We start from the raw sequence: 20,819 nt of genomic DNA on the forward strand, positions 1-20,819 counted from the left end.
GCCGGACATGACTGACGTGTGCGGGCAGCGGGCGGCCGAGGCCGTCGAACGGGCGGTGGCGGACGCGGCACGGCTGCTGCGGACGGCGGCGGACGCCGACTGGGACGGCACCCGGGCGGGCGGCCTGGAGTGGGACTGCCGCCGCACGGCCGGGCACCTGGCGAACGCGCTGATCGCGTACGCCGGCCAACTGGCGGGCCGGGGACGGCACCTGGACGCGTACGCGCCCTTCAGCCTCGCCCTGGAGGACGGCACGGACCCGGCCGGCCTGGTCGACGTGCTGGAGACGACCGGCACCCTGCTCGCCCTGGCCGTGCGCTGCACCCCGCCGCGGGCCCGCGCCTTCCACCCGTTCCCCTTCCGCAGCGCGAACCGCGAGGGCTTCGCCGCGATGGGCGTCACGGAGACACTGCTGCACACGTACGACATCGCGACGGGTCTCGGGCTGGAGTACGAACCGCCCGCAGAACTCGCCGAGTTCGCACTCATGCGGATCTTCCCGCAGGTCCGGCCCGGTCCCGCCCCCTGGCCGACCCTGCTGTGGGCCACCGGGCGCGGCAACCTGCCCGGCCGCGAACCGGTCACCGACTGGCGGTGGAGCAACAACCTCGTGCTGCCCGCCGGACGACTGACCCTGGAGGGCGTCACCCCGGCCGCCGCGGCCGACCTCGCCGCCGGCGGCGACGGCGGATTCGACTGGGTCGAGGGCGGGCCGTACGAGGGCACGCGGGAGGCCGCCGCGATGACCTGGAAGGCGTACGAGACGGGCGTGCACCGGCCGGAGTTCGGGCTGTTCGTGCTGGTGCGGCGGGAGGACGACCGCGCGGTCGGCGGCATGGGCTTCCACACCGCGCCCGACGAGGAGGGCCGTACCGAGATCGGCTACGACCTGGCCGCCTCGGCGCGCGGCCGCGGCTACGCCACCGAGGCGCTGCGCGCGCTCTCCGGGTGGGCGCTGACCAGGACGGACGTACGGTCGCTGTTCGCCACCGTCGAGCGGGCGAACGTACCGTCCCAACGGGTGGTGACCCGGGCCGGTTTCCGGCGGGTGGAGGCGGAGGAGGCGGAGGGCGAGCTGTTCGCCTACGAGCTGCGGGACTGACCCGCCGGGGAGTGCCGCTTGCGGCGGCGCAGGCCGGCGCCGTGCAGCAGGCGCACCACCTCGCGGCTGGTGACCTCCACCGCCCCGGCCCGCACCGCGTCGGCGTAGCGGTGCGCCGGGACGTCGTAGTGGTCGCGTTCGAAGGCGCGGCGGGGCACGCCCAGCGCGGCGGCGAAGGCGTGGAGTTCGTCGTACGAGACATCGCTGACCAGGTGCGACCACAGGCGGCCGTGGCCCGGCCAGGCAGGCGGGTCGATGTACACCGTCACGACGAGGTCGTCCCGCCCAGGGCCGATGCCAGGGAGCCGATCGACGCCACCTTCACGCCCGCCTGGTGGCACACCCAGTGCGGGTCGGGTCCCAGTTCCGGCTCGACGTCCAGCGCGTGCGGGTCGCCCGAGCCGCACACCGGGCACAGCGGCCAGCGGCCGTACCGGTCGAGCAGCGCGTCCTGCACGTCCTGGGCGACCAGCCCGGCGACAAAGTCGGCGCCGTCCGGCCACTGCTCCACCCACCAGCGCCGCTGCGCGACGGAGTCCTCGACCAGCGAGACGACGTCCGCCTCGGCGACCTCGCCCGCGACGAGATCGGCCAGCACGAGGGCACGCGCGGCGTGCAGTGCCTGCTCCAAGGGGCTGATGGGGTCCATGCCCCTATTGTGCGCACTCTTGACCGGGACTCGGAGCCGAAAATATCTTTCAGAGGTGCCCAGGGACGTGAAGGGAACTTTCGGCGGTCCGCCGCCCGCACCCGGCGCGCTCGCCGCCAAGGTGCGCGCCCTCGCCCCCTCCATGACCCGCTCCATGCAGCGCGTCGCCGAGGCCGTCGCCGGCGACCCGGCCGGCTGCGCCGCGCTCACGGTCACCGGACTCGCCGAACTCACCGGCACCAGCGAGGCCACCGTCGTGCGCACGGCCCGCCTCCTCGGCTACCCCGGCTACCGCGACCTGCGCCTCGCCCTCGCCGGGCTCGCCGCCCAGCAGCAGTCCGGCCGCGCACCCGCCATCACCACCGACATCGCGGTCGACGACCCGATCGCGGACGTCGTCGCGAAGCTGGCGTACGACGAGCAGCAGACCCTCGCCGACACCGCCGCCGGCCTCGACACCACGCAGCTCGGCGCCGCCGTCGCCGCGCTCGCCGCCGCCCGCCGCGTCGACGTGTACGGCGTGGGCGCGTCCGGGCTGGTCGCCCAGGACCTCACCCAGAAGCTGCTGCGCATCGGGCTGATAGCCCACGCGCACAGCGATCCGCACCTCGCCGTGACCAACGCGGTCCAGCTGCGCCCGGGCGACGTCGCGCTCGCCATCACCCACTCCGGGTCGACCGGTGACGTCATCGAGCCGCTGCGGGCCGCCTTCGAGCGCGGGGCGACGACCGTCGCGATCACCGGGCGGCCGGACTCCGCCGTCACGCAGTACGCCGACCACGTGCTGACCACGTCCATCGCCCGGGAGACCGAACTGCGTCCGGCGGCCATGTCCTCCCGCACCAGCCAGCTCCTGGTCGTGGACTGCCTGTTCGTGGGAGTGGCGCAGCGGACGTACGAGACGGCGGCACCGGCGCTGTCGGCCTCGTACGAAGCGCTCGCGCACCGGCACCGCAGATGACACCGCACCGTCCCCGAGGACCGCACCGTCCGCGGGGACCGCACCGTCCGTCAGGACCGCACCGTCCGCAAGGGAAGAGCCGCACGCCATGACCTCCACCCCCGACACGTCCGACACCGCCCCCGCGTACGACGCCGCGCACCCGGCCGGTGCCGCCCACCCTGCCGGTGCCCCGGACGCCCCCGGCGCGTCGGCCACCGCCGGCGGACCAGACCTGCGGGCCCAGCTCGACAGCCTGACCACCGAGGCGTTCCGGCCCGAACTGGCCGAGATCGACCGGCTGTCCACGCTGGAGATCGCCACGCTGATGAACGGGGAGGACGCGGGGGTGCCCGGCGCGGTCGCCCGGCAGCTGCCGCGGATCGCCGCCGCGATCGACGCCGTCGCCGACCGGATGGGCCGGGGCGGCCGGCTGGTGTACGCCGGTGCCGGGACCGCCGGCCGGCTCGGCGTCCTGGACGCCTCCGAGTGCCCGCCCACCTTCAACACCGACCCCGCCCAGGTCGTCGGCCTCATCGCGGGCGGCCCGCCGGCCATGGTCACCTCGGTGGAGGGCGCGGAGGACTCCGCGGACCTGGCCCGCGCCGACCTCGACGCACTGGCCCTCACCGCCGAGGACACGGTGGTCGGCGTCTCCGCCTCCGGCCGCACCCCCTACGCGATCGGCGCGGTCGAGCACGCCCGGCGGCTCGGCGCGCTCACCATCGGCCTGGCCTGCAATCCGGGCAGCGCGCTGGCCGCCGCCGCGGACCACGGCATCGAGGTCGTCGTCGGGCCGGAGCTGATCACCGGATCCACCCGGCTGAAGGCGGGCACCGCGCAGAAGCTCGTCCTCAACATGCTGTCGACGATCACGATGATCCGCCTGGGCAAGACCTACGGGAACCTCATGGTCGACGTCCGCGCCTCCAACGACAAGCTCCGCGCCCGCGCCCGCCGGATCGTCGCCCTCGCCACCGGCGCGGCCGACGAGGAGATCGAACGCGCCCTCGCCGACTCCGGCGGCGAGGTGAAGGACGCCGTCCTCAGCATCCTGGCCGGTGTCGACGGCCCGGCGGCGGCCCGTCTCCTGGCGGAGAACCGCGGCCGGCTGCGGGAGGCACTGGCCGCGGCGCGCGGCTGAGCCGCCCGTCGCCCGGACCGACGGCGCGTCGGGCCGCCGGTGCGGTGATCGCGCGCCGCATGGTTGCTCCATGACCGAGCACGCCCACCACGCGCTGGCCGCCGCCCTCCTTCCCCTCGTCGGCGGTCCCGGCAACGTCACGTCCGTCGCCCACTGCATGACCCGCCTCCGGCTCGGCCTCGCCGACCGCGGACGGGTCGACGAGGAGGCCCTGCGCGCCCTGCCCGGCGTGCTCGGCGTGGTGGACGACGACACGTACCAGATCGTGCTGGGCCCCGGCACGGTGGCACGGGTGGCCCCCGAGTTCGAGGCGCTGCTCGCCCCCGGGCCGGACGGCGGGCTCGCGGCGCGCGGCGAGCGGCTGCGCCAGGAGCGGCGCGCGCGGAACGCGACCCCGCTGAAGCTGGCCCTGCGCCGGGTCGCGAACGTCTTCGTCCCGCTGATCCCCGCCCTGATCGGCTGCGGCGTCCTGGCGGGCGTGAACGGCCTGCTGGTCAACGCGGGCCTGCTCCCCGGGCTCACCCCGGCCCTCGCCGCGATCAGCTCGGCGTTCATGTCGCTGATCGCGGTGTTCGTCGGCCACGACACGGCGAAGGAGTTCGGCGGCACCCCGGTCCTCGGCGGGGCGGTCGCGGCGGTCGTGGTGTTCCCGGGCGTGGCGAAGGTGACGGCGTTCGGGCTGCCGCTGGCCCCCGGCCAGGGCGGCGTCCTCGGCGCGCTGGCGGCGGCCCTGCTGGGCACCTGGGTCGAGAAGCGCTGCCGGAACCGCGTCCCGGCCACCCTGGACGTCCTGCTCACCCCCACGGTGACGGTGCTGGTCGCGGGACTGGCCACGCTGTACGGCCTGATGTACGCGGCCGGCGCGGTCTCCGCCGCGATCGGCACCGCCGCGGACTGGCTCCTCACCACCACCGGCGCCCTGGCCGGCCTGCTCCTCGGCGGTCTCTTCCTCCCGCTCGTCATGCTGGGCCTGCACCAGGCCCTGATCCCGGTCCACGCCACGCTCATCGACGAGCAGGGCAGCACCGTCCTCCTGCCCGTCCTCGCGATGGCCGGCGCGGGCCAGGTGGGCGCCGCGCTCGCCGTCTACGTCCGGCTGCGCCACGACACCTCGCTGCGCACGACGATCAGGTCCGCGCTCCCCGCGGGCCTCCTCGGGGTCGGGGAACCGCTGATCTACGGCGTCTCCCTCCCCCTCGGCCGCCCCTTCCTCACCGCGTGCCTCGGCGGCGCGGCGGGCGGCGCGTTCCTCGGCGGCTTCGCGATGCTCGGCCAGCCGGTCGGCGCGACGGCGATCGGCCCGTCCGGCTGGGCCCTGTTCCCGCTGCTCGCCGGTGAGCGGGGCCTCGCGGCGACGGCGGCGGTCTACGCGGGCGGGCTGCTCACCGGCTATGCGGCCGGGTTCGCCGCGACGTACGCGTTCGGGCTCAGGAAGGCCTGAACCGGGCGACGTACGCGTCGAACGGCTCGATGCCCACGCCGGCCCGCAGCTCGTCCACCCGGCCGGGCTCGGCACAGGGCCACGGCACGGGCGAGCCGTCCTCCCGCACACCGGCGATCTGGGTGCCGTAGATCTGCTCGCGCCCCTCGTTGACGAGCGTGCGGTCCCGGAGGAACGCCAGCTCCCGCGCCCCGGCGCGGCCCTCGGCGACCGCGGCCTCCATCAGCCGCAGCGCCCGCCGCTGCACATCGAGCTGGCGGTCGGCGTGCTGGGCGACCAGCCAGGCGGCCCGCGCCGCCTCCTCCCCGACCAGCCCGGCCGTGGGCCACCCCACCTCGTCCATGATCTCGTTCAGCCGGTCCCCGTGCCGTGCGGTGATCCGCCGCCACCGCAACTGCGCGGCGGGGTCCTCGGCGTTGGCGTGGACGGCGGCCGCGTGGTCGTCCTCGGCCATGCGGACCAGTTCGGCGGCGAGTGCGTGGATGTCCTGCTGCATGCGGAAACCGTAAAGCCGCGAACGGTGCGGAAAGATCGTCCCGTGGGACGGTGACAGCGGGCCCCGGACACCCCGACAATGGATCCACGGCCACCGGAGCCGCCCCGCGTCCGAGGTTCACGTTCCGCGCCCCGGCCCCGCAGACTGATAGCCATGAACCACGCCCAGCTCACTGCCCTAGGCCGCGCCCTCCGTCTGCTCGGCGAGCACGGGGAGTCGCTGACCGCCGACACTCCGGACGCCAGGCTGCACGAGGTGAAGGCGGATCTGCGGCGGGCGCTGGACCTGCTGGAGGAGTCCGTCACCACGGCCGCGCCCAGCACGCGCTGCGCCGAGCATCCGAACGGGCCCGTCGACGAGGCCGCCCCCGATCTGTGCCTGCTGTGCGAGACCCGGCGGCGGGCCGCCCGTCGCGCCGAGTTCAACGGCCCCGGCCCGGCCCCGCAGCCCGCCCCGACCGCGCCCTCCCGGTACGGCACGCGCGGCGACCGGCCGCAGCCCCAGCAGCGGTGGCTGCCGGAGCTGTGGAACGGGCAGGAGTGGCAGCTGTGCGGCACCCCGCGCCGGGACCGCCGCGAGGCCGAGCTGTACCTGGCCGCCCAGCGGCGCGGATCGCGGCCCGCGGCGGCGTACCGGCTCGTGCACGAGTTCACCGACTACGAGGTGCTGCGGGTGTGGGGCATCCCGGTCCGGGTCGACATCGAGCCGATGGGCAATCTGTAGCGGTCCCCCGCACGCACCGCGTCAGCCCGGCGTCGGCGTCCGTGTCAGCCGGGCGTCCGCGTCAGCTCAGCGTCCGCAGTGCCGCCGCGTCGTACGGCGCCAGCTCGTCGAACCGGCCCGACAGCACCTTCCGGGCCCACAGCGGGTCCTGGAGCAGCGCCCGGCCCACCGCGACCAGGTCGAACTCGTCCCGCTCCAGCCGGTCCAGCAGGTTGTCGAGGCTGCCGAGCGGGGCGCCCGCGCCGGTGAAGGCGTGCAGGAAGTCGCCGTCGAGGCCGACCGAGCCGACCGTGATGGCCTGCTTGCCGGTGAGCTTCTTGGTCCAGCCGGCCAGGTTGAGGTCGGAGCCCTCGAACTCCGGCAGCCAGTAGCGGCGGGTGGAGGCGTGGAAGGCGTCCACACCGGCCGCGGCCAGCGGCGCGAGGACGGTCTCCAGCTCCTGCGGGGTCTCGGCGAGCCGGGCGTCGTACGCCTCCTGCTTCCACTGCGAGTAGCGGAAGATGACCGGGAAGTCCGGGGAGACGGCCTCGCGGACCGCGGCGACGATCTCGGCCGCGAACCGGGTGCGGGCCACCGGGTCGCCGCCGTAGGCGTCGCTGCGGCGGTTGGTGCCCGCCCACAGGAACTGGTCGACGAGGTAGCCGTGGGCGCCGTGGATCTCCACACCGTCGAAGCCGATCCGCTCGGCCGCCGCGGCGGCCTGCGCGAACGCGCCGATCACGTCGTCGATGTCCCGCTGGGTCATCGCCTCGCCGGTGCCCTCGGTGCCGTCGACGCGCAGCCCGGAGGGGCCGACGGCGGGCGCCTCGGGGAACGGGGGCCGCCCCGCCTTGCGGACCATGCCGATGTGCCACAGCTGCGGGACGATCCTGCCGCCCGCCGCGTGCACCTCCTCGGCGACCCTGGCCCACCCGGCGAGCTGCTCCTCGCCGTGGAAGCGCGGCACCCGGTCGCTCTCGCCGGCCGAGGCGTGGCCGACGTAGGTGCCCTCGGTGACGATCAGGCCGACACCGGCGGCGGCGCGGCGCGCGTAGTACGACGCCACGTCCGCGCCGGGGACGCCGCCCGGGGAGAACTGGCGGGTCATCGGGGCCATCACGATCCGGTTCGGGACGGTCAGGCCGTTGATCGAGACGGGACGGGCGAGGACCTGCGCGGCACGGGCGGCCGGGGTGTCGGCGGTGACGGTCACCAGGGGGCTCCTTGGGGTACCAGACGGTATGTGCGTGTGCAACGATCCCCAACCAGGGTGCCGGTCCGCTGATTCCGCCCCGTTCGTGTGACCCCGGACACGCCCGAGGGCGGCACCCCCAGCGAACGGGGAGTGCCGCCCTCGGCGTGGGACGAGTCCGATCCGGGAGGGATCAGAAGTCCATGTCACCGCCCGGCATGCCGCCGCCGGCCGGCGCGGCGGCCTTCTCCGGCTTGTCGGCGATGACGGCCTCGGTGGTGAGGAACAGCGCGGCGATCGACGCGGCGTTCTGCAGCGCGGAGCGGGTCACCTTGGCCGGGTCGATGATGCCTTCCTGGACCAGGTCGACGTACTCGCCGGTCGCGGCGTTCAGGCCGTGGCCCGGGGTCAGGTTGCGCACCTTCTCCACCACGACACCGCCCTCGAGGCCGGCGTTCACGGCGATCTGCTTCAGCGGGGCCTCGAGCGCGAGCTTCACGGCCTGGGCGCCGGTCGCCTCGTCACCCTCGAGCTCCAGCTTCTCGAAGACCTGGGAGGCCTGGAGCAGGGCCACGCCACCACCGGCGACGATGCCCTCCTCGACGGCCGCCTTCGCGTTGCGGACGGCGTCCTCGATGCGGTGCTTGCGCTCCTTGAGCTCCACCTCGGTGGCGGCACCGGCCTTGATGACGGCCACGCCGCCGGCCAGCTTCGCCAGACGCTCCTGGAGCTTCTCGCGGTCGTAGTCCGAGTCGCTGTTCTCGATCTCGGCGCGGATCTGGTTCACGCGGCCCGCGACCTGGTCGGCGGAGCCGGCGCCGTCGACGATGGTGGTCTCGTCCTTGGTGATGACGACCTTGCGGGCGCGGCCCAGGAGGTCCAGGGTCGCGTTCTCCAGCTTGAGGCCGACCTCCTCGGAGATGACCTCGCCGCCCGTGAGGATGGCGATGTCGCCGAGCATGGCCTTGCGGCGGTCGCCGAAGCCCGGGGCCTTGACGGCGACGGACTTGAAGGTGCCGCGGATCTTGTTGACGACCAGGGTCGACAGGGCCTCGCCCTCGACGTCCTCGGCGATGATCAGCAGCGGCTTGCCCGACTGCATGACCTTCTCCAGGAGCGGGAGCAGGTCCTTGACGTTGGAGATCTTGGAGTTGGCGATGAGGATGTACGGGTCCTCGAGCGACGCCTCCATGCGCTCCATGTCGGTGGCGAAGTACGCCGAGATGTAGCCCTTGTCGAAGCGCATACCCTCGGTGAGCTCCAGCTCCAGACCGAAGGTCTGGGACTCCTCGACGGTGATGACGCCTTCCTTGCCGACCTTGTCCATGGCCTCGGCGATCAGCTCGCCGATCTGGGTGTCGGCGGCGGAGATGGAGGCCGTGGAGGCGATCTGCTCCTTGGTCTCGACCTCCTTGGCCTGGTCGAGCAGCGCACCGGAGACGGCCTCGACGGCCTTCTCGATACCGCGCTTCAGGGCCATCGGGTTGGCACCGGCGGCCACGTTGCGCAGGCCCTCGCGGACCAGCGCCTGGGCGAGAACGGTGGCCGTGGTCGTACCGTCACCGGCGACGTCGTCCGTCTTCTTGGCGACTTCCTTGACCAGCTCGGCGCCGATCTTCTCGTACGGGTCCTCGAGCTCGATCTCCTTGGCGATGGAGACACCGTCGTTGGTGATCGTGGGCGCGCCCCACTTCTTCTCGAGGACGACGTTGCGGCCCTTGGGGCCGAGCGTCACCTTCACGGCGTCCGCGAGCTGGTTCATGCCGCGCTCGAGGCCGCGCCGCGCCTCCTCGTCGAACGCGATGATCTTGGCCATGTGAAGTGGTCCCTCCAGGACTGGGGGTGATTCCTTCGGACCGCGCCCGCGCCCGCGACGGACGGCCTGCCTGCCTCGTGGTTCCTTGCCCCACTTGGCCTGCGGCCTCACCGACCCGGTCCTTCGTTGTCACTCTCACCTTCAGAGTGCTAACGCAATGATTAGCACTCGACCCCGCCGAGTGCAAGGTGCGCCCGCGAAGCGCGCTCGATGAGGGGGGCGGCCGGGCGACGGGCGGGCGCCCCCGCCCGCGGGGGTCCGGCGGGGAACCCGGCGGTGGGCGAGCGGACGCCCGCCGGGTCCCGCGCACGCCGAAGGGCCCGCACCGGCCGGCGGTGCGAGCCCTTCGCTGTAGATCGTTCAGGCGGTGACGCGAACCATGTCGGCCTGCGGGCCCTTCTGGCCCTGCGAGATCTCGAACTCGACCCGCTGGCCCTCTTCCAGGGTGCGGTACCCGTCCATCTGGATCGCGCTGTAGTGGACGAAGACGTCCGCACCACCGTCGACCGCGATGAAGCCGTACCCCTTCTCCGCGTTGAACCACTTGACGGTGCCCTGAGCCATGCCTAACTCCCCTATTACTGGCCCTTGCACAGATCCACACTTCGCGGATCCGGGTCAGACCTCACCCCCCAGTCGTTGGGGGCGTGCGCCGGAACGCGTCGACCGCGGCTGAATGTATCTGTCCAACTGCCGTCTGCAACAGGTCAATCGGACGAGAAATCCGGGCACCGGTGATCGGTTATTCATGAAGAATTCACCCGAATTCCGGGCAAGTCGGGCCCGGCATAAGGAACGAAAGGCGCAAAAAGGCCGCCGATTTTGGCTGCTTCTCGACGCAGCGACAACGTGGAAAGTACGGCGGGTTCCCCAACTCTACCGCGCTCAACCACATGGAATTGCCCCCTCCGCATCTCTCACGGAGGGGGCAATCCGATGAACAGCGTGTGACAGCGGTCAGCAGCCGCCGGCGACCGCGGGAATGATCGACACACCGGCGCCGTCCGGCGTGGCGGTCTCCAGGCCCTGCTCGAACCGGACGTCGTCGTCGTTCACGTACACGTTGACGAACCGGCGCAGCTTGCCCTGGTCGTCCAGCACGCGGGCGGCGATCCCCGTGTGGTTCTTCTCCAGGTCGGCGATGACCTCGGCGAGGGTCGCGCCGTCGGCGGAGACCTCGGCCCGGCCACCGGTGTAGGTGCGCAGGATGGTGGGGATGCGGACAGTGACGCTCACGGTGAAAACCTCCGGTTCAGGGGAAAGACGTGGGGGCACGGCAGCCGCGCGGCCGGCCCCCACCGGCCGCGCGGCGCAGGACGGTCTAGACGAGCCCGGCCTCGCGGAACGACTCCAGGCTGGGGCGGATGGTGGCGGTGAGCCCCGTACCGGCCACCGCGTCGAGCGTCTTCAGACCGTCCCCGGTGTTGAGGACGACGGTCGTGAGCGACGGGTCGAGGACACCGTTCTCGATCAGCTTGCGGGTCACCCCCACGGTCACCCCGCCGGCCGTCTCCGCGAAGATCCCCTCCGTCCGCGCCAGCAGCTTGATCGCGTCGACCACCTGCTCGTCGTTCACGTCCTCCACCGCACCGCCCGTGCGCCGGGCGATGTCGAGGACGTACGGCCCGTCCGCCGGGTTGCCGATGGCCAGGGACTTGGCGATGGTGTCCGGCTTCTGCGGGCGGACAACGTCGTGCCCGGCCTTGAACGCGGCCGACACCGGCGAGCAGCCCTCGGCCTGGGCACCGAAGATCTTGTACGGCCTGTCCTCGACGAGCCCCAGCCTGACCAGCTCCTGGAGACCCTTGTCGATCTTCGTGAGCTGGGAGCCGGAGGCGATCGGGACCACGATCTGGTCCGGCAGCCGCCAGCCGAGCTGCTCGCAGATCTCGTACGCGAGGGTCTTGGAGCCCTCCGCGTAGTACGGCCGCAGGTTGACGTTGACGAAGCCCCAGCCCTCGCCCGCCGGGTCGCCGATCAGCTCGGAGCAGAAGCGGTTCACGTCGTCGTAGTTGCCCTCGATGCCCACCAGCTCGCCGCCGTAGACCGCGGCCATGACGACCTTGCCCTGCTCCAGGTCGTGCGGAATGAACACGCAGGAGCGGAATCCGGCGCGGGCCGCCGCGGCGCCCACCGCGCCCGCCAGGTTGCCGGTGGAGGAGCAGGAGAGGGTGGTGAAGCCGAACGCGCGGGCGGCCTCCAGGGCCTGCGCGACCACACGGTCCTTGAAGGAGTGGGTCGGGTTGCCCGAGTCGTCCTTCACGAAGAGCTTGCCGGCCTCGACCCCCAGCTCGCGGGCCAGGTTGTCGGCCTGGACGAGCTTGGTCCAGCCGGGGTTGAGGTTCGGCTTGCCGGCCACGTCGGCCGGGACGGGGAGCAGCGGCGCGTACCGCCAGATGTTCGCGGGGCCCGCCTCGATGCGCCGGCGCAGCTCCTCGGCGTCGTACGCGGAGAAGTCATAGGCGATCTCCAGCGGGCCGAAACACTCCTCGCAGGCGAAGACCGGGCCGAGCGGGACCCGGTGGCCGCACTCGCGGCAGGAGAGCGCGGCGGCGGGGCCGAGGTCTACCGTGGAAGGAGGAGCGGAGTCGGAAGCAGTCGAAGCCGCAGCGGAATCCGTGGTGCTTGCAACAGTCTGCACAGCCATGTGAGGCGAGGCCCTTTCTCCTCATCTTCCTCACGACGCACTTCGCCGTGAGACGGATTTGGCACCTTCCCTAGCCGGGAGCCTCGCGGAAGCGATCAATGCGATCGGCGTGATCGGCGGTGATCTACGAGACCGGCTGGAGGGTTGCCGGGGCTTCATCGGGCCGTGTCCCTCTGCCCCTCTGGATGAGCTGTATGCGGTTGTGGAACGCGGGCGACCCCCGACATGCGATGGTCATCAGCGTTGTCCAAGACTGTAACCGAAGGCCGGGACAGTTGAGATAGTCGTCCGAACCGCGAGATGGATCACAACACGATCCGATCACCGCCCCTCGCCGAGACAACGCTAAGGAGCCGCGCACTGTGCTGGAAGAAGTCGAGCGCTGGCTGAGCACCCGCTCCTGGTCCGTGACCGACCGACCGCTCCACAAGATCCTGGCCGCCAAACGCGCCACCGGCCAGACGGTCAGTGTCGTGCTGCCCGCGCTCAACGAGCAGGAGACGGTCGGCGACATCGTCGCCGCCGTCCGCCGCGACCTCACGGGGCAGGTCCCGCTGGTCGACGAGGTCGTCGTCGTCGACTCCGGATCCACCGACCGCACCTCCGAGGTGGCCGCCGCCGCGGGCGCCCGCGTGGTGCACCGGGACGCGATACTCCCGCGCATCCCGGCCGTCCCCGGAAAGGGCGAGGTGCTGTGGCGGTCCCTGCTCGTCACGCGCGGGGACATCGTCTGCTTCGTCGACGCCGATCTGCGGGAGTTCTCCTCGGACTTCGTCCGCGGCATCGTCGGCCCGCTGCTGACCGATCCGGAGGTGCACCTCGTCAAGGCGATGTACGACCGCCCGCTGGGCACCGCGGCCGGACAGGGCGGCCGGGTCACCGAGCTGATGGCCCGTCCGCTGCTGAACATGCACTGGCCGCTGCTCGCCGGGTTCGTCCAGCCGCTCGGCGGCGAGTACGCGGCGCGCCGCTCGCTGCTGGAGCGGCTGCCGTTCCCCGTCGGGTACGGGGTGGAGCTGGGCATGCTGGTCGACGCCCTGCACCTGGTGGGCCTGGACGCGCTCGCCCAGGTCGACGTCGGGGTGCGCAGGCACCGGCACCAGGACGGGCAGGCGCTCGGCCGGATGTCCGCCGCCATATACCGCACGGCCCAGCTACGGCTGGCCCGGGCCCATCTGGTGCGGCCGGCGCTGACCCAGTTCGAGCGGGCCGGTGACGGCTTCGAGCCGCGGACCTACCCGGTCGACACGGAGGAACGGCCGCCGATGACGGAGATCGCCGAGTACACGGCCCGCCGGGTCGCGTAACGCTGCGGAGCCTCCTGTATACGGCGGAAACGCACGTTTGAGCGGTTGGGGGGCGGGCTAGGTTGAGGACCATGGCTTCGACGTCAGGTGCTGCACAGGTACTGGTGGCCTCCAACCGTGGCCCCGTCTCCTACCAGGTCCGCGACGACGGTTCGCTGCACGCCAAGCGGGGCGGCGGCGGACTGGTGTCCGGGCTGTCGGCGATCGGTCCGGACGCGGGCGCGCTGTGGGTGTGCTCCGCGCTCGGCGACGGCGACCGCGAGGCGGTGCGCCGCGGGGTCGGCGAGGACGGCGTGCGGATGCTCGACATCCCGGCCGAAATCCACTCGGACGCCTACAACGGCATCGCGAACTCGGTGCTGTGGTTCGTCCACCACATGCTGTACCAGACGCCGCTCGAGCCGGTGTTCGACGCGGAGTTCCGGCGCCGGTGGGCGTCGTACGAGACGTACAACCGGGCCTTCGCCGAGGCGCTGGCCGCCGAGGCGGCCGAGGGCGCCGCGGTCCTCGTGCAGGACTACCACCTGGTGCTGGTCCCCGGCATGCTCCGCGAGCTGCGCCCCGACCTGAGGATCGGGCACTTCTCGCACACCCCGTGGGCGCCGCCGGAGTACTTCCGGATGCTCCCCGACGACATCGCGGAGGCCGTGCTGCGCGGCATGCTCGGCGCGGACCGGCTCGGCTTCCTGACCCGGCGCTGGGCGGACGCGTTCACCGCGTGCTGCGAGGCGTTCGTGGGCGGGACCGGCGACACCCGGATCGGGGTCCACGGACTGGGCGCGGACGCCGACTTCCTGCGCCGGCGCGCGCACGAGGCGGACGTCGAGGAGCGGATGACCGCGCTGCGCGCCGAGATCGGCGAGGGCCGCAGGGCGATCGTGCGCGTCGACCGCACCGAGCTGTCCAAGAACATCGTCCGCGGCCTGCTCGCCTACCGGCAGCTCCTCGCCGACCGCCCCGAGTGGCGCGAACGCGTCGTCCACGTCGCCTTCGCCTACCCCTCCCGCCAGGACCTCGCCGTCTACCGCGACTACACGGCGGAGGTGCAGCGGCTGGCCGCGCAGATCAACGACGAGTACGGCACCGCGGACTGGACCCCGGTGGTCCTCCACGTCAAGGACGACTTCGCCCGCTCCCTGGCCGCCTACCGGCTCGCGGACGTGGCGCTGGTCAACCCCATCCGCGACGGCATGAACCTGGTCGCCAAGGAGGTGCCGGTCATCTCCGACGAGGGCTGCGCGCTGGTGCTGTCCCGGGAGGCGGGCGCCCACGAGGAGCTGGGCGAGGACGCGGTCACCGTGAACCCGTACGACATCGTGGGCACGGCGGACGCCCTGCACCGGGCCCTCACCCTGTCCCCTGCCGAGCGCGCGGACCGCACCAAGCGCCTCGCCGCCGCCGCCACCGCCCTGCCCCCGGCCCAGTGGTTCCTCGACCAGCTCACCGCGCTGACCGGCCAGGACGGCGGCTGACCGCCCCGCGCGGGACGGCCGGGAGACCGGGCGGCCGGTCCGGTGGGCCGGCCGCCGGACCGGGCGGCCGGCCGGGTCAGGACAGGTGGTCCGCCAGCGTCCGCAGCAGGGCGACGACACCCTCCGGGCCGTCGGCCACCACGTCCGCGCGTTCCCGCAGCTCGGTGACCTCGTCGCTGCCGCTGCACACCAGCAGTCCGGGGGTGCCGCCGGCGCGGAGGGTGTCCACGGCGCCGTAGGCGGGCAGGTCGCCGAGGTCGTCGCCGGCGTAGAGGACCACGCGGGCGCCGGTCTCGCGGACGAAGCGCTCCAGGGCCACGCCCTTGTCCATGCCCGGCGGGCGCAGTTCGAGCACCATGCGGCCGGGTTCGACGATCAGGCCGTGGCGGACGGCGAGGTCGCCGAGCGGGGTGCGCAGCGCGTCGAACGCGGCCTGCGGGTCGGCGGCGCGGCGGGTGTGCACGGCGACCGCGTGCCCCTTGTCCTCCGTCCGGACGCCCTCCAGGCCGGCGAGGAGGCCCGGCAGCGCGGCGCGCACGGCGGCCACTCCCGGGTGCAGGTCGGGCGCGGTGACCTTGCCGGTGGCCGCGTCCCAGCGTTCGGCGCCGTAGTGGCCGAGGACGACCAGGTGCTCCAGGCCGGGGACGTCCGCGAAGCCGCCGTGCCGCACGGCGACCTCGGCCGGGCGGCCGGTGATCACCGCGACGGCGGCCACCTTCGGGGCGAGCGCGGTCAGCGCGGGCACCGCGTCCGGGTGGGCGCGGGCCTGCTCGGGGTCGGCGACGATCGGGGCGAGGGTGCCGTCGAAGTCCAGGGCGATCACCGCCTCGCCGGGACGGGCGAGCAGGGCGCGCAAGCCGTCGCGCCCCTGCGGGGTGACCGGTTCGGGAAGGTCCGTGGTGTGTGTGTCAGGGCTGCCCATAGGGCGAACCTAACCGCGGGGGGCCGTGCCGAACCGTGAACCCGGCCTCATCGCTCGGCTCGCCGGGCCTCCCGGACGCGCCGCAGCCGGTTCACCGTGACCGGGTCGTGCGCCAGGGCCCGCGGGTCGTCGAGCAGGGCGTTGAGCAGCTGGTAGTAGCGGACCGGGGCGAGTCCCAGTTCCTCGCGGATGGCGCGTTCCTTCGCGCCGGGGCCGGGAAAACCCCGGCGCTCCAGCGCGAGGACGTCCTGCTCCCGTCGGTTCAGCGGCCCGTGCTCCATACGGGGAACGGTAACCGCCCGCACCGACAGCCGGGCCCGCCGGGACCTGCCGGGCCTACCGGTCCGCGTCCGCCGTGCTCTCCGCGTCGAGGGCGGTGGTCTGCAGCTTGCCGAGCACCGCCGACGGGCTGCCGCCGGGCGCGACCGCCTGCCCGATGCGCTTCTTCACCTCCGCGGCGACCTGCGCCCAGGACGTCCTGCCCACCGGGTACAGCTCGGCGAGCGGCAGCTCCTCAAGGAACGGCTGGAGCGCCTTGTCCTCGTCGGCGGCGCTCATCACCTCGTACGCGGAGTTGGTGACCGGCAGCAGGTCGTACTCGCGGGAGAAGCCGAGGACGTTCTCGTCGCTGTAGACGAAGTCGAGGAACTCGCCGACCTCCTCCTTGTGGCCGTTCTGCCTGAACGCCAGCATCCAGTCGGCAACGCCCATGGTCGCCTTGGACTCGCCGTCGACGCCGGGCATCGGCACCATGCCGAACTTCACGCCCTTGTTCTCGGCGATCTTCATCAGCGACGGGTGCCCGTTGAGCATGCCGACCTGCCCGTTCGCGAAGGCGGCGAAGGCGTCGGCGCGGTTGAGCCTGCCGGGCGCGACGGGCCCGGTGAGGCCCTTGCCGACGAGTTCGTCACGCAGCCAGGTGAAGGTCTCGACGTTCTCCGGGGAGTCGATGCCGTAGCCGCCGGAGCTGTCGGTGTAGCCGCCGCCCCCGCTGAGCAGCCACTGCATGGTCTCGGCCTGCGCCTCCTCGGGGCCGAGCGGCAGCGCGTAGGGGTACTTCACGCCCTCCGCCTTCAGCGCGGCGGCGTCGGCGGCCAGCTCCTCCCAGGTGGTGGGCGGGGTGAGGCCGGCCTCGGCGAAGAGGGTCTTGTTGTAGAAGAGCAGCCGGGTGGAGGCCGCGAACGGCATCCCGTACTGGGTGCCGTCGATCTGGCCGGCGGTGGCGAACTGGCCGGCGAAGTCGGCCTGGACCGGGATGGAGAGCAGTTCGTCGGCCGGGTAGAGGAGTCCGGCGTCCGCGTAGTCGGCGTAGGCGCCGATCTGCGCCATGTCGGGGGCGTCGCCGGCCTCGACCATCTCCTTGACCTTGCGGTCGACGTCGTTCCAGGAGTGGACGCTGACCTCGATCTTCACCCCGGGGTGGTCGGCCTCGTATGTCTCGACCAGCTCCGACCAGTACTTCTCCGAGCTGTTGGCCGCGCTGTCGCCGTAGTCGGCGGCGACCAGCCGCAGGGTCACGTCACCGGAGTCCCCGGTGAGGCCGCAGCCGCCCAGGACCGCCGTCATGCCCAGTGCGGACACCACCGCGATCAATCCTGCCTTGCGCCGCTGCACCGCTTCCCCAACCCCTGTCTCTCACGTCGTCCTGCCGTCCGGATTCCGGAGGGAGGTCTACACCTCCGCGAAACAAGGTCTACACCACGTGAGTGGACTAGACCTCTTCCGGGTCCTCGGGCCACACTGTCCCCCGTGAGACACGTCATCGCCCTCGATGTGGGCGGCACCGGCATGAAGGCCGCCCTGGTCGGCGCGGACGGCGCGCTGCTGCACCAGGCACGCCGGGCCACCGGGCGCGCCCGCGGGCCCGAGGCGGTCGTGGAGACCATCCTCGACTTCGCCGCCGAGCTGCGCGCCCACGGCGAGCGGCACCTCGGCGCCCCCGCCCGCGCGGCCGGCGTCGCCGTCCCCGGCATCGTCGACGCCGACCGCGGCATCGCCGTCTACGCCGCCAACCTGGGCTGGCGCGACGTCCCGCTGCGCGACCTGCTCGGCGCACGGCTGTCCGGCACCCCCGTCGCCCTCGGCCACGACGTCCGCACCGGCGGCCTCGCCGAAGGCCGGATCGGCGCCGCCCGGGACGCCGACCGCTTCCTCTTCGTCCCGCTCGGGACCGGCATCGCCGGCGCCATCGGCATCGACGGCCGGGTGGAGGCGGGCGCGCACGGCAACGCGGGCGAGATCGGACACATCGTCGTACGGCCCGGCGGCATCCCCTGCCCCTGCGGCCAGCGCGGCTGCCTGGAGCGCTACGCCTCCGCGGCCGCCGTCAGCCAGGCCTGGGCGGAGGCGGCCGGCGACCCCGCAGCGGACGCGGCGGACTGCGCCGAGGCCGTCATGTCCGGGGACCCGAACGCCGTCCGGATCTGGCAGGAGGCGGTGGACGCCCTCGCCGACGGCCTGGTCACCGCCCTCACCCTGCTGGACCCCCGCACGATCGTCATCGGTGGCGGGCTCGCCGAAGCGGGGGAAACCTTGTTCACACCGCTGCGGGACGCCGTCCGGCGGCGCGTCACCTTCCAGCAGCCGCCGTCCATCGTCCCCGCGGCGCTGGGGGACACGGCCGGCTGCCTGGGCGCGGGGCTCCTGGCCTGGGATCTCCTCGACACAACGGACAGTACGGAGGAACCGACGTGACGGCAACGCCGCCAGCGACGCGGGACAGCATCGGTCAGCGGCTGCGCCGCGGGCCGCGACCAGCCACGGACTTCCCGCACCCCGCCACGGACGGGATCCCGCTGATCCTGACCGGTGCGAACCTCGTCCTGCCCACGGGGACCGTGCGGAACGGCCGGCTGGCCGTCGACGGCACCCGCATCGCCGCCGACGCACCGGACGGCGCCCACGTCCTCGACGTGTCCGGCCACTGGCTCGTCCCCGGCTTCGTCGACCTTCACAACCACGGCGGCGGCGGAGCCGGCTTCACCAGCGGCACCCTCGAAGACGTCCTGCGGGGCATCCACACCCACCGCACCCACGGCACCACCACCCTGGTCGCCTCCACGGTCACCGGCGACCTGCGCTTCCTCGCCGAGCGCGCCGGGCTGCTCAGCGAACTCGCCGAGCAGGGCGACATCGCGGGCATCCACTTCGAGGGCCCGTTCATCTCCCCGTGCCGCAAGGGCGCCCACTCCGAGGAGCTGCTGCGCGATCCGGACCCGGCGCGGGTGCGCAAGCTGGTCGAGGCGGCGCGCGGCCACGCGAAGATGGTCACCCTGGCCACCGAGCTGCCGGGCGGCCTCGACTCCGTACGCCTCCTCGCGGACCACGGGGTGATCGCGGCGGTCGGCCACACCGACGCGACGTACGAGCAGACCGTGGCGGCCATCGACGCGGGCGCCACCGTCGCCACCCACCTGTTCAACGCGATGCCCGCGCTCGGCCACCGCGCCCCCGGCCCGATCGCGGCCCTGCTGGAGGACGAGCGGGTCACCGTCGAGCTGATCAACGACGGCACCCACCTCCACCCGGCCGCCCTGGAGCTGGCGTTCCATCACGCGGGCGCCGGACGGGTCGCGTTCATCACCGACGCGATGGACGCGGCGGGCTTCGGCGACGGCCGCTACATGCTCGGCCCGCTGGAGGTCGAGGTCGCCGACGGGGTGGCCCGGCTCGTGGAGGGCGGCTCGATCGCGGGCTCCACCCTCACCCTGGACCGCGCCTTCAAGCGGGCGGTGACCGTCGACCGGCTGCCCGTGGAGGACGTCGTCGCGGCCATCTCCGCGAACCCGGCCCGGCTGCTCGGGATGGACGACCGCATCGGCTCCCTGGAGCCCGGCAAGGACGCCGACCTGGTGCTGCTGGACGCCGACTTCGAGCTGACGGGCGTGATGCGCCGCGGCGCCTGGGTGGTTCGGCCCCAACTGGGGTGATCCGTCCGGCGGCCGGCGGGAGGGCGGCCCGCTCCGGGGCTGGGCCGGCCGCCGTCTCTTTGGCATGATCGAGCTTCCGGAGAACGTCTCGGCAAGCATGTCACTCGGGGGAGGCCGGCCCAGGTGATCCTCACGGTCACGCTGAACACCGCTCTCGACATCACGTACCGGGTGCGGTCCCTGCGGCCCCACTCCACCCACCGCGTCACCGACGTCACCGAGCGCCCCGGCGGCAAGGGCGTGAACGTGGCGCGGGTGCTCGCGGCCCTCGGCCACGAGGTCACGGTCACCGGTTTCGCGGGCGGCGGCACCGGACGCAGCGTGCGGGACGGGCTCAGCGGCGCGCCGGGCGTGCGCGACGCGCTCGTCCCGGTCGGCGGCGCCACCCGGCGCACCATAGCCGTCGTCGACGAGCGGACCGGCGACACCACCCAGCTGAACGAGCCCGGCCCGCTCATCACCCCCGCCGAGTGGTCCGCCTTCCAGGAGGCCTACGGCGAGCTGCTGGCCGCCGCCGACGCGGTGGCGCTGTGCGGCAGTCTCCCGCCGGGCGTCCCGGTGGGCGCCTACGCCGGGCTGGTCCGCACCGCCCGCGCGGCCGGTGTCCCGGTGCTGCTGGACACCAGCGGCGAGCCGCTGCGCCGGGCCGTCGCCGCCCGCCCCGACATCGTCAAGCCCAACTCCGACGAGCTGGCCGAGCTGACCGGCGCCCACGAGCCGCTGCGCGCCACCCAGGACGCCCGCCGGCGCGGGGCGCGGGCCGTGGTGGCCTCGCTGGGGCGGGACGGACTGCTCGCGGTGACCGCGGAGGGCCGCTGGCGGGCCGTCCCGCCCGCGCGGCTGCACGGCAATCCGACGGGCGCCGGGGACTCGGCGGTCGCGGGCCTGCTGTCGGGGCTCGTGGAGCACCTGCCCTGGCCGGACCGGCTGGCCCGCGCGACCGCCCTGTCGGCAGCGACGGTCCTCACCCCGGTGGCCGGGGAGTTCGACCGCCGCGCCTACGAGGACCTGCTGGCCCGGGTCGCGGTGACCGCGGAGGCCACCGCGGCCTGAGCCGCGC

At 73.5% G+C, this 20,819-nt stretch carries 21 protein-coding genes and 1 riboswitch; of the genes, 10 read left to right on the forward strand and 11 right to left on the reverse strand.

The window, feature by feature from the left end; genetic code table 11:
- The first annotated feature begins 7 nt into the window (after positions 1-7).
- Entirely contained in the window at positions 8-1,102 is a 1,095-nt protein-coding gene (locus tag SGLAU_RS15170) for a GNAT family N-acetyltransferase (RefSeq protein ID WP_052413767.1), read from the forward strand.
- Here SGLAU_RS15170 and SGLAU_RS15175 read toward each other — a convergent pair.
- Together SGLAU_RS15175 and SGLAU_RS15180 are read right to left on the reverse strand one after the other, a co-directional pair.
- Positions 1,084-1,371, reverse strand: coding sequence for a DUF4031 domain-containing protein (locus SGLAU_RS15175; RefSeq protein WP_043501923.1), 288 nt, complete (start codon positions 1,369-1,371; stop codon positions 1,084-1,086). The genes SGLAU_RS15170 and SGLAU_RS15175 overlap by 19 nt on opposite strands.
- On the reverse strand, positions 1,368-1,751 hold the full coding sequence (locus tag SGLAU_RS15180) for a hypothetical protein (RefSeq protein WP_043501925.1): 384 nt from the start codon (positions 1,749-1,751) through the stop codon (positions 1,368-1,370). The genes SGLAU_RS15175 and SGLAU_RS15180 overlap by 4 nt, the downstream gene beginning before the upstream one ends.
- 55 nt (positions 1,752-1,806) lie before the next feature.
- Here SGLAU_RS15180 and SGLAU_RS15185 point away from each other — a divergent pair, with 55 nt between their 5' ends.
- From SGLAU_RS15185 to SGLAU_RS15195, 3 genes are all read left to right on the forward strand, one after another.
- Entirely contained in the window at positions 1,807-2,712 is a 906-nt protein-coding gene (locus SGLAU_RS15185) for a MurR/RpiR family transcriptional regulator (protein WP_043501927.1), read from the forward strand.
- An 88-nt stretch (positions 2,713-2,800) separates the two neighbouring features.
- Positions 2,801-3,835: an N-acetylmuramic acid 6-phosphate etherase gene (murQ, locus tag SGLAU_RS15190; RefSeq protein WP_078957729.1), complete on the forward strand. Its 1,035-nt coding sequence runs from the start codon at positions 2,801-2,803 to the stop codon at positions 3,833-3,835.
- 70 nt (positions 3,836-3,905) lie between these two features.
- Positions 3,906-5,276, forward strand: coding sequence for a PTS transporter subunit EIIC (locus tag SGLAU_RS15195; protein ID WP_043501928.1), 1,371 nt, complete (start codon positions 3,906-3,908; stop codon positions 5,274-5,276).
- Here SGLAU_RS15195 and SGLAU_RS15200 read toward each other — a convergent pair.
- Entirely contained in the window at positions 5,263-5,772 is a 510-nt protein-coding gene (locus SGLAU_RS15200) for a DUF6624 domain-containing protein (protein ID WP_043501929.1), read from the reverse strand. The genes SGLAU_RS15195 and SGLAU_RS15200 overlap by 14 nt on opposite strands.
- 153 nt (positions 5,773-5,925) lie before the next feature.
- Here SGLAU_RS15200 and SGLAU_RS15205 point away from each other — a divergent pair, with 153 nt between their 5' ends.
- Entirely contained in the window at positions 5,926-6,495 is a 570-nt protein-coding gene (locus SGLAU_RS15205) for a hypothetical protein (RefSeq protein WP_043501931.1), read from the forward strand.
- 61 nt (positions 6,496-6,556) lie between these two features.
- Here SGLAU_RS15205 and SGLAU_RS15210 read toward each other — a convergent pair whose 3' ends face one another.
- The 5 genes from SGLAU_RS15210 to thrC form a co-directional block, all read right to left on the reverse strand.
- Positions 6,557-7,687: an NADH:flavin oxidoreductase gene (locus SGLAU_RS15210; protein WP_043501933.1), complete on the reverse strand. Its 1,131-nt coding sequence runs from the start codon at positions 7,685-7,687 to the stop codon at positions 6,557-6,559.
- Positions 7,688-7,859: 172 nt separating this feature from the next.
- The gene (groL, locus tag SGLAU_RS15215; RefSeq protein ID WP_043501935.1) at positions 7,860-9,482 is read right to left on the reverse strand and encodes a chaperonin GroEL; all 1,623 of its coding nucleotides are present in this window, start codon (positions 9,480-9,482) and stop codon (positions 7,860-7,862) included.
- Between the two features lie 360 nt (positions 9,483-9,842).
- Positions 9,843-10,046, reverse strand: a complete 204-nt coding sequence (locus SGLAU_RS15220) for a cold-shock protein (protein WP_004986573.1) — start codon at positions 10,044-10,046, stop codon at positions 9,843-9,845.
- Between the two features lie 393 nt (positions 10,047-10,439).
- Positions 10,440-10,718 (reverse strand): MoaD/ThiS family protein, encoded by a 279-nt coding sequence (locus SGLAU_RS15225; RefSeq protein WP_043501936.1) that lies wholly within the window; start codon positions 10,716-10,718, stop codon positions 10,440-10,442.
- A gap of 85 nt (positions 10,719-10,803) precedes the next feature.
- Positions 10,804-12,129 (reverse strand): threonine synthase, encoded by a 1,326-nt coding sequence (thrC, locus tag SGLAU_RS15230; protein WP_043501938.1) that lies wholly within the window; start codon positions 12,127-12,129, stop codon positions 10,804-10,806.
- Positions 12,130-12,147: 18 nt separating this feature from the next.
- A riboswitch (SAM riboswitch) is annotated at positions 12,148-12,321 on the reverse strand.
- A 170-nt stretch (positions 12,322-12,491) separates the two neighbouring features.
- Between thrC and SGLAU_RS15235 the strand changes: the two genes are divergently transcribed.
- Both SGLAU_RS15235 and SGLAU_RS15240 read left to right on the forward strand, forming a co-directional pair.
- The gene (locus SGLAU_RS15235) at positions 12,492-13,436 is read left to right on the forward strand and encodes a glucosyl-3-phosphoglycerate synthase (protein WP_043501939.1); all 945 of its coding nucleotides are present in this window, start codon (positions 12,492-12,494) and stop codon (positions 13,434-13,436) included.
- Positions 13,437-13,507: 71 nt separating this feature from the next.
- Positions 13,508-14,908, forward strand: coding sequence for an alpha,alpha-trehalose-phosphate synthase (UDP-forming) (locus SGLAU_RS15240; RefSeq protein WP_043501941.1), 1,401 nt, complete (start codon positions 13,508-13,510; stop codon positions 14,906-14,908).
- A 76-nt stretch (positions 14,909-14,984) separates the two neighbouring features.
- On the opposite strand, the gene otsB is transcribed toward SGLAU_RS15240, so the two are convergent.
- Genes otsB through SGLAU_RS15255 form a run of 3 tightly spaced genes read right to left on the reverse strand, consistent with a single transcriptional unit; the run spans position 14,985 to position 17,396 of the window.
- Positions 14,985-15,830, reverse strand: a complete 846-nt coding sequence (otsB, locus tag SGLAU_RS15245; protein ID WP_043501943.1) for a trehalose-phosphatase — start codon at positions 15,828-15,830, stop codon at positions 14,985-14,987.
- Positions 15,831-15,877: 47 nt separating this feature from the next.
- Positions 15,878-16,111 (reverse strand): DUF3263 domain-containing protein, encoded by a 234-nt coding sequence (locus SGLAU_RS15250; protein WP_043501945.1) that lies wholly within the window; start codon positions 16,109-16,111, stop codon positions 15,878-15,880.
- A gap of 55 nt (positions 16,112-16,166) precedes the next feature.
- A complete protein-coding gene (locus SGLAU_RS15255; protein ID WP_099052938.1) occupies positions 16,167-17,396 on the reverse strand; it encodes an extracellular solute-binding protein in 1,230 nt (409 codons plus the stop codon).
- A gap of 183 nt (positions 17,397-17,579) precedes the next feature.
- Here SGLAU_RS15255 and SGLAU_RS15260 point away from each other — a divergent pair, with 183 nt between their 5' ends.
- From SGLAU_RS15260 to SGLAU_RS15270, 3 genes are all read left to right on the forward strand, one after another.
- Positions 17,580-18,524, forward strand: a complete 945-nt coding sequence (locus SGLAU_RS15260; RefSeq protein ID WP_043501949.1) for an ROK family protein — start codon at positions 17,580-17,582, stop codon at positions 18,522-18,524.
- A 104-nt stretch (positions 18,525-18,628) separates the two neighbouring features.
- Complete coding sequence (gene nagA, locus SGLAU_RS15265) at positions 18,629-19,759, forward strand: N-acetylglucosamine-6-phosphate deacetylase (RefSeq protein ID WP_052414104.1); 1,131 nt, start codon at positions 18,629-18,631, stop codon at positions 19,757-19,759.
- 123 nt (positions 19,760-19,882) lie between these two features.
- Positions 19,883-20,812 carry a 1-phosphofructokinase family hexose kinase gene (locus SGLAU_RS15270; protein WP_043501950.1) on the forward strand — a complete coding sequence of 310 codons (930 nt, stop codon included), beginning with the start codon at positions 19,883-19,885 and terminating at the stop codon, positions 20,810-20,812.
- Positions 20,813-20,819: the final 7 nt, after the last annotated feature.

Origin of the sequence: Streptomyces glaucescens (genome assembly GCF_000761215.1) — a bacterium.
In the GTDB taxonomy this organism is placed as follows: Bacteria; Actinomycetota; Actinomycetes; order Streptomycetales; family Streptomycetaceae; genus Streptomyces; species Streptomyces glaucescens_B.

Bases quoted from the DNA above. Each gene is read 5' to 3' on its own strand.
- SGLAU_RS15180 (WP_043501925.1), bottom strand. From the start codon at position 1,751: ATGGACCCCATCAGCCCCTTGGAGCAGGCACTGCACGCCGCGCGTGCC.
- murQ (WP_078957729.1), top strand. From the start codon at position 2,801: ATGACCTCCACCCCCGACACGTCCGACACCGCCCCCGCGTACGACGCC.
- thrC (WP_043501938.1), bottom strand. From the start codon at position 12,129: ATGGCTGTGCAGACTGTTGCAAGCACCACGGATTCCGCTGCGGCTTCG.
- SGLAU_RS15240 (WP_043501941.1), top strand. From the start codon at position 13,508: ATGGCTTCGACGTCAGGTGCTGCACAGGTACTGGTGGCCTCCAACCGT.
- SGLAU_RS15220 (WP_004986573.1), bottom strand. From the start codon at position 10,046: ATGGCTCAGGGCACCGTCAAGTGGTTCAACGCGGAGAAGGGGTACGGC.
- SGLAU_RS15195 (WP_043501928.1), top strand. From the start codon at position 3,906: ATGACCGAGCACGCCCACCACGCGCTGGCCGCCGCCCTCCTTCCCCTC.
- SGLAU_RS15200 (WP_043501929.1), bottom strand. From the start codon at position 5,772: ATGCAGCAGGACATCCACGCACTCGCCGCCGAACTGGTCCGCATGGCC.
- SGLAU_RS15255 (WP_099052938.1), bottom strand. From the start codon at position 17,396: ATGACGGCGGTCCTGGGCGGCTGCGGCCTCACCGGGGACTCCGGTGAC.
- SGLAU_RS15170 (WP_052413767.1), top strand. From the start codon at position 8: ATGACTGACGTGTGCGGGCAGCGGGCGGCCGAGGCCGTCGAACGGGCG.
- SGLAU_RS15205 (WP_043501931.1), top strand. From the start codon at position 5,926: ATGAACCACGCCCAGCTCACTGCCCTAGGCCGCGCCCTCCGTCTGCTC.
- SGLAU_RS15250 (WP_043501945.1), bottom strand. From the start codon at position 16,111: ATGGAGCACGGGCCGCTGAACCGACGGGAGCAGGACGTCCTCGCGCTG.
- otsB (WP_043501943.1), bottom strand. From the start codon at position 15,830: ATGGGCAGCCCTGACACACACACCACGGACCTTCCCGAACCGGTCACC.
- groL (WP_043501935.1), bottom strand. From the start codon at position 9,482: ATGGCCAAGATCATCGCGTTCGACGAGGAGGCGCGGCGCGGCCTCGAG.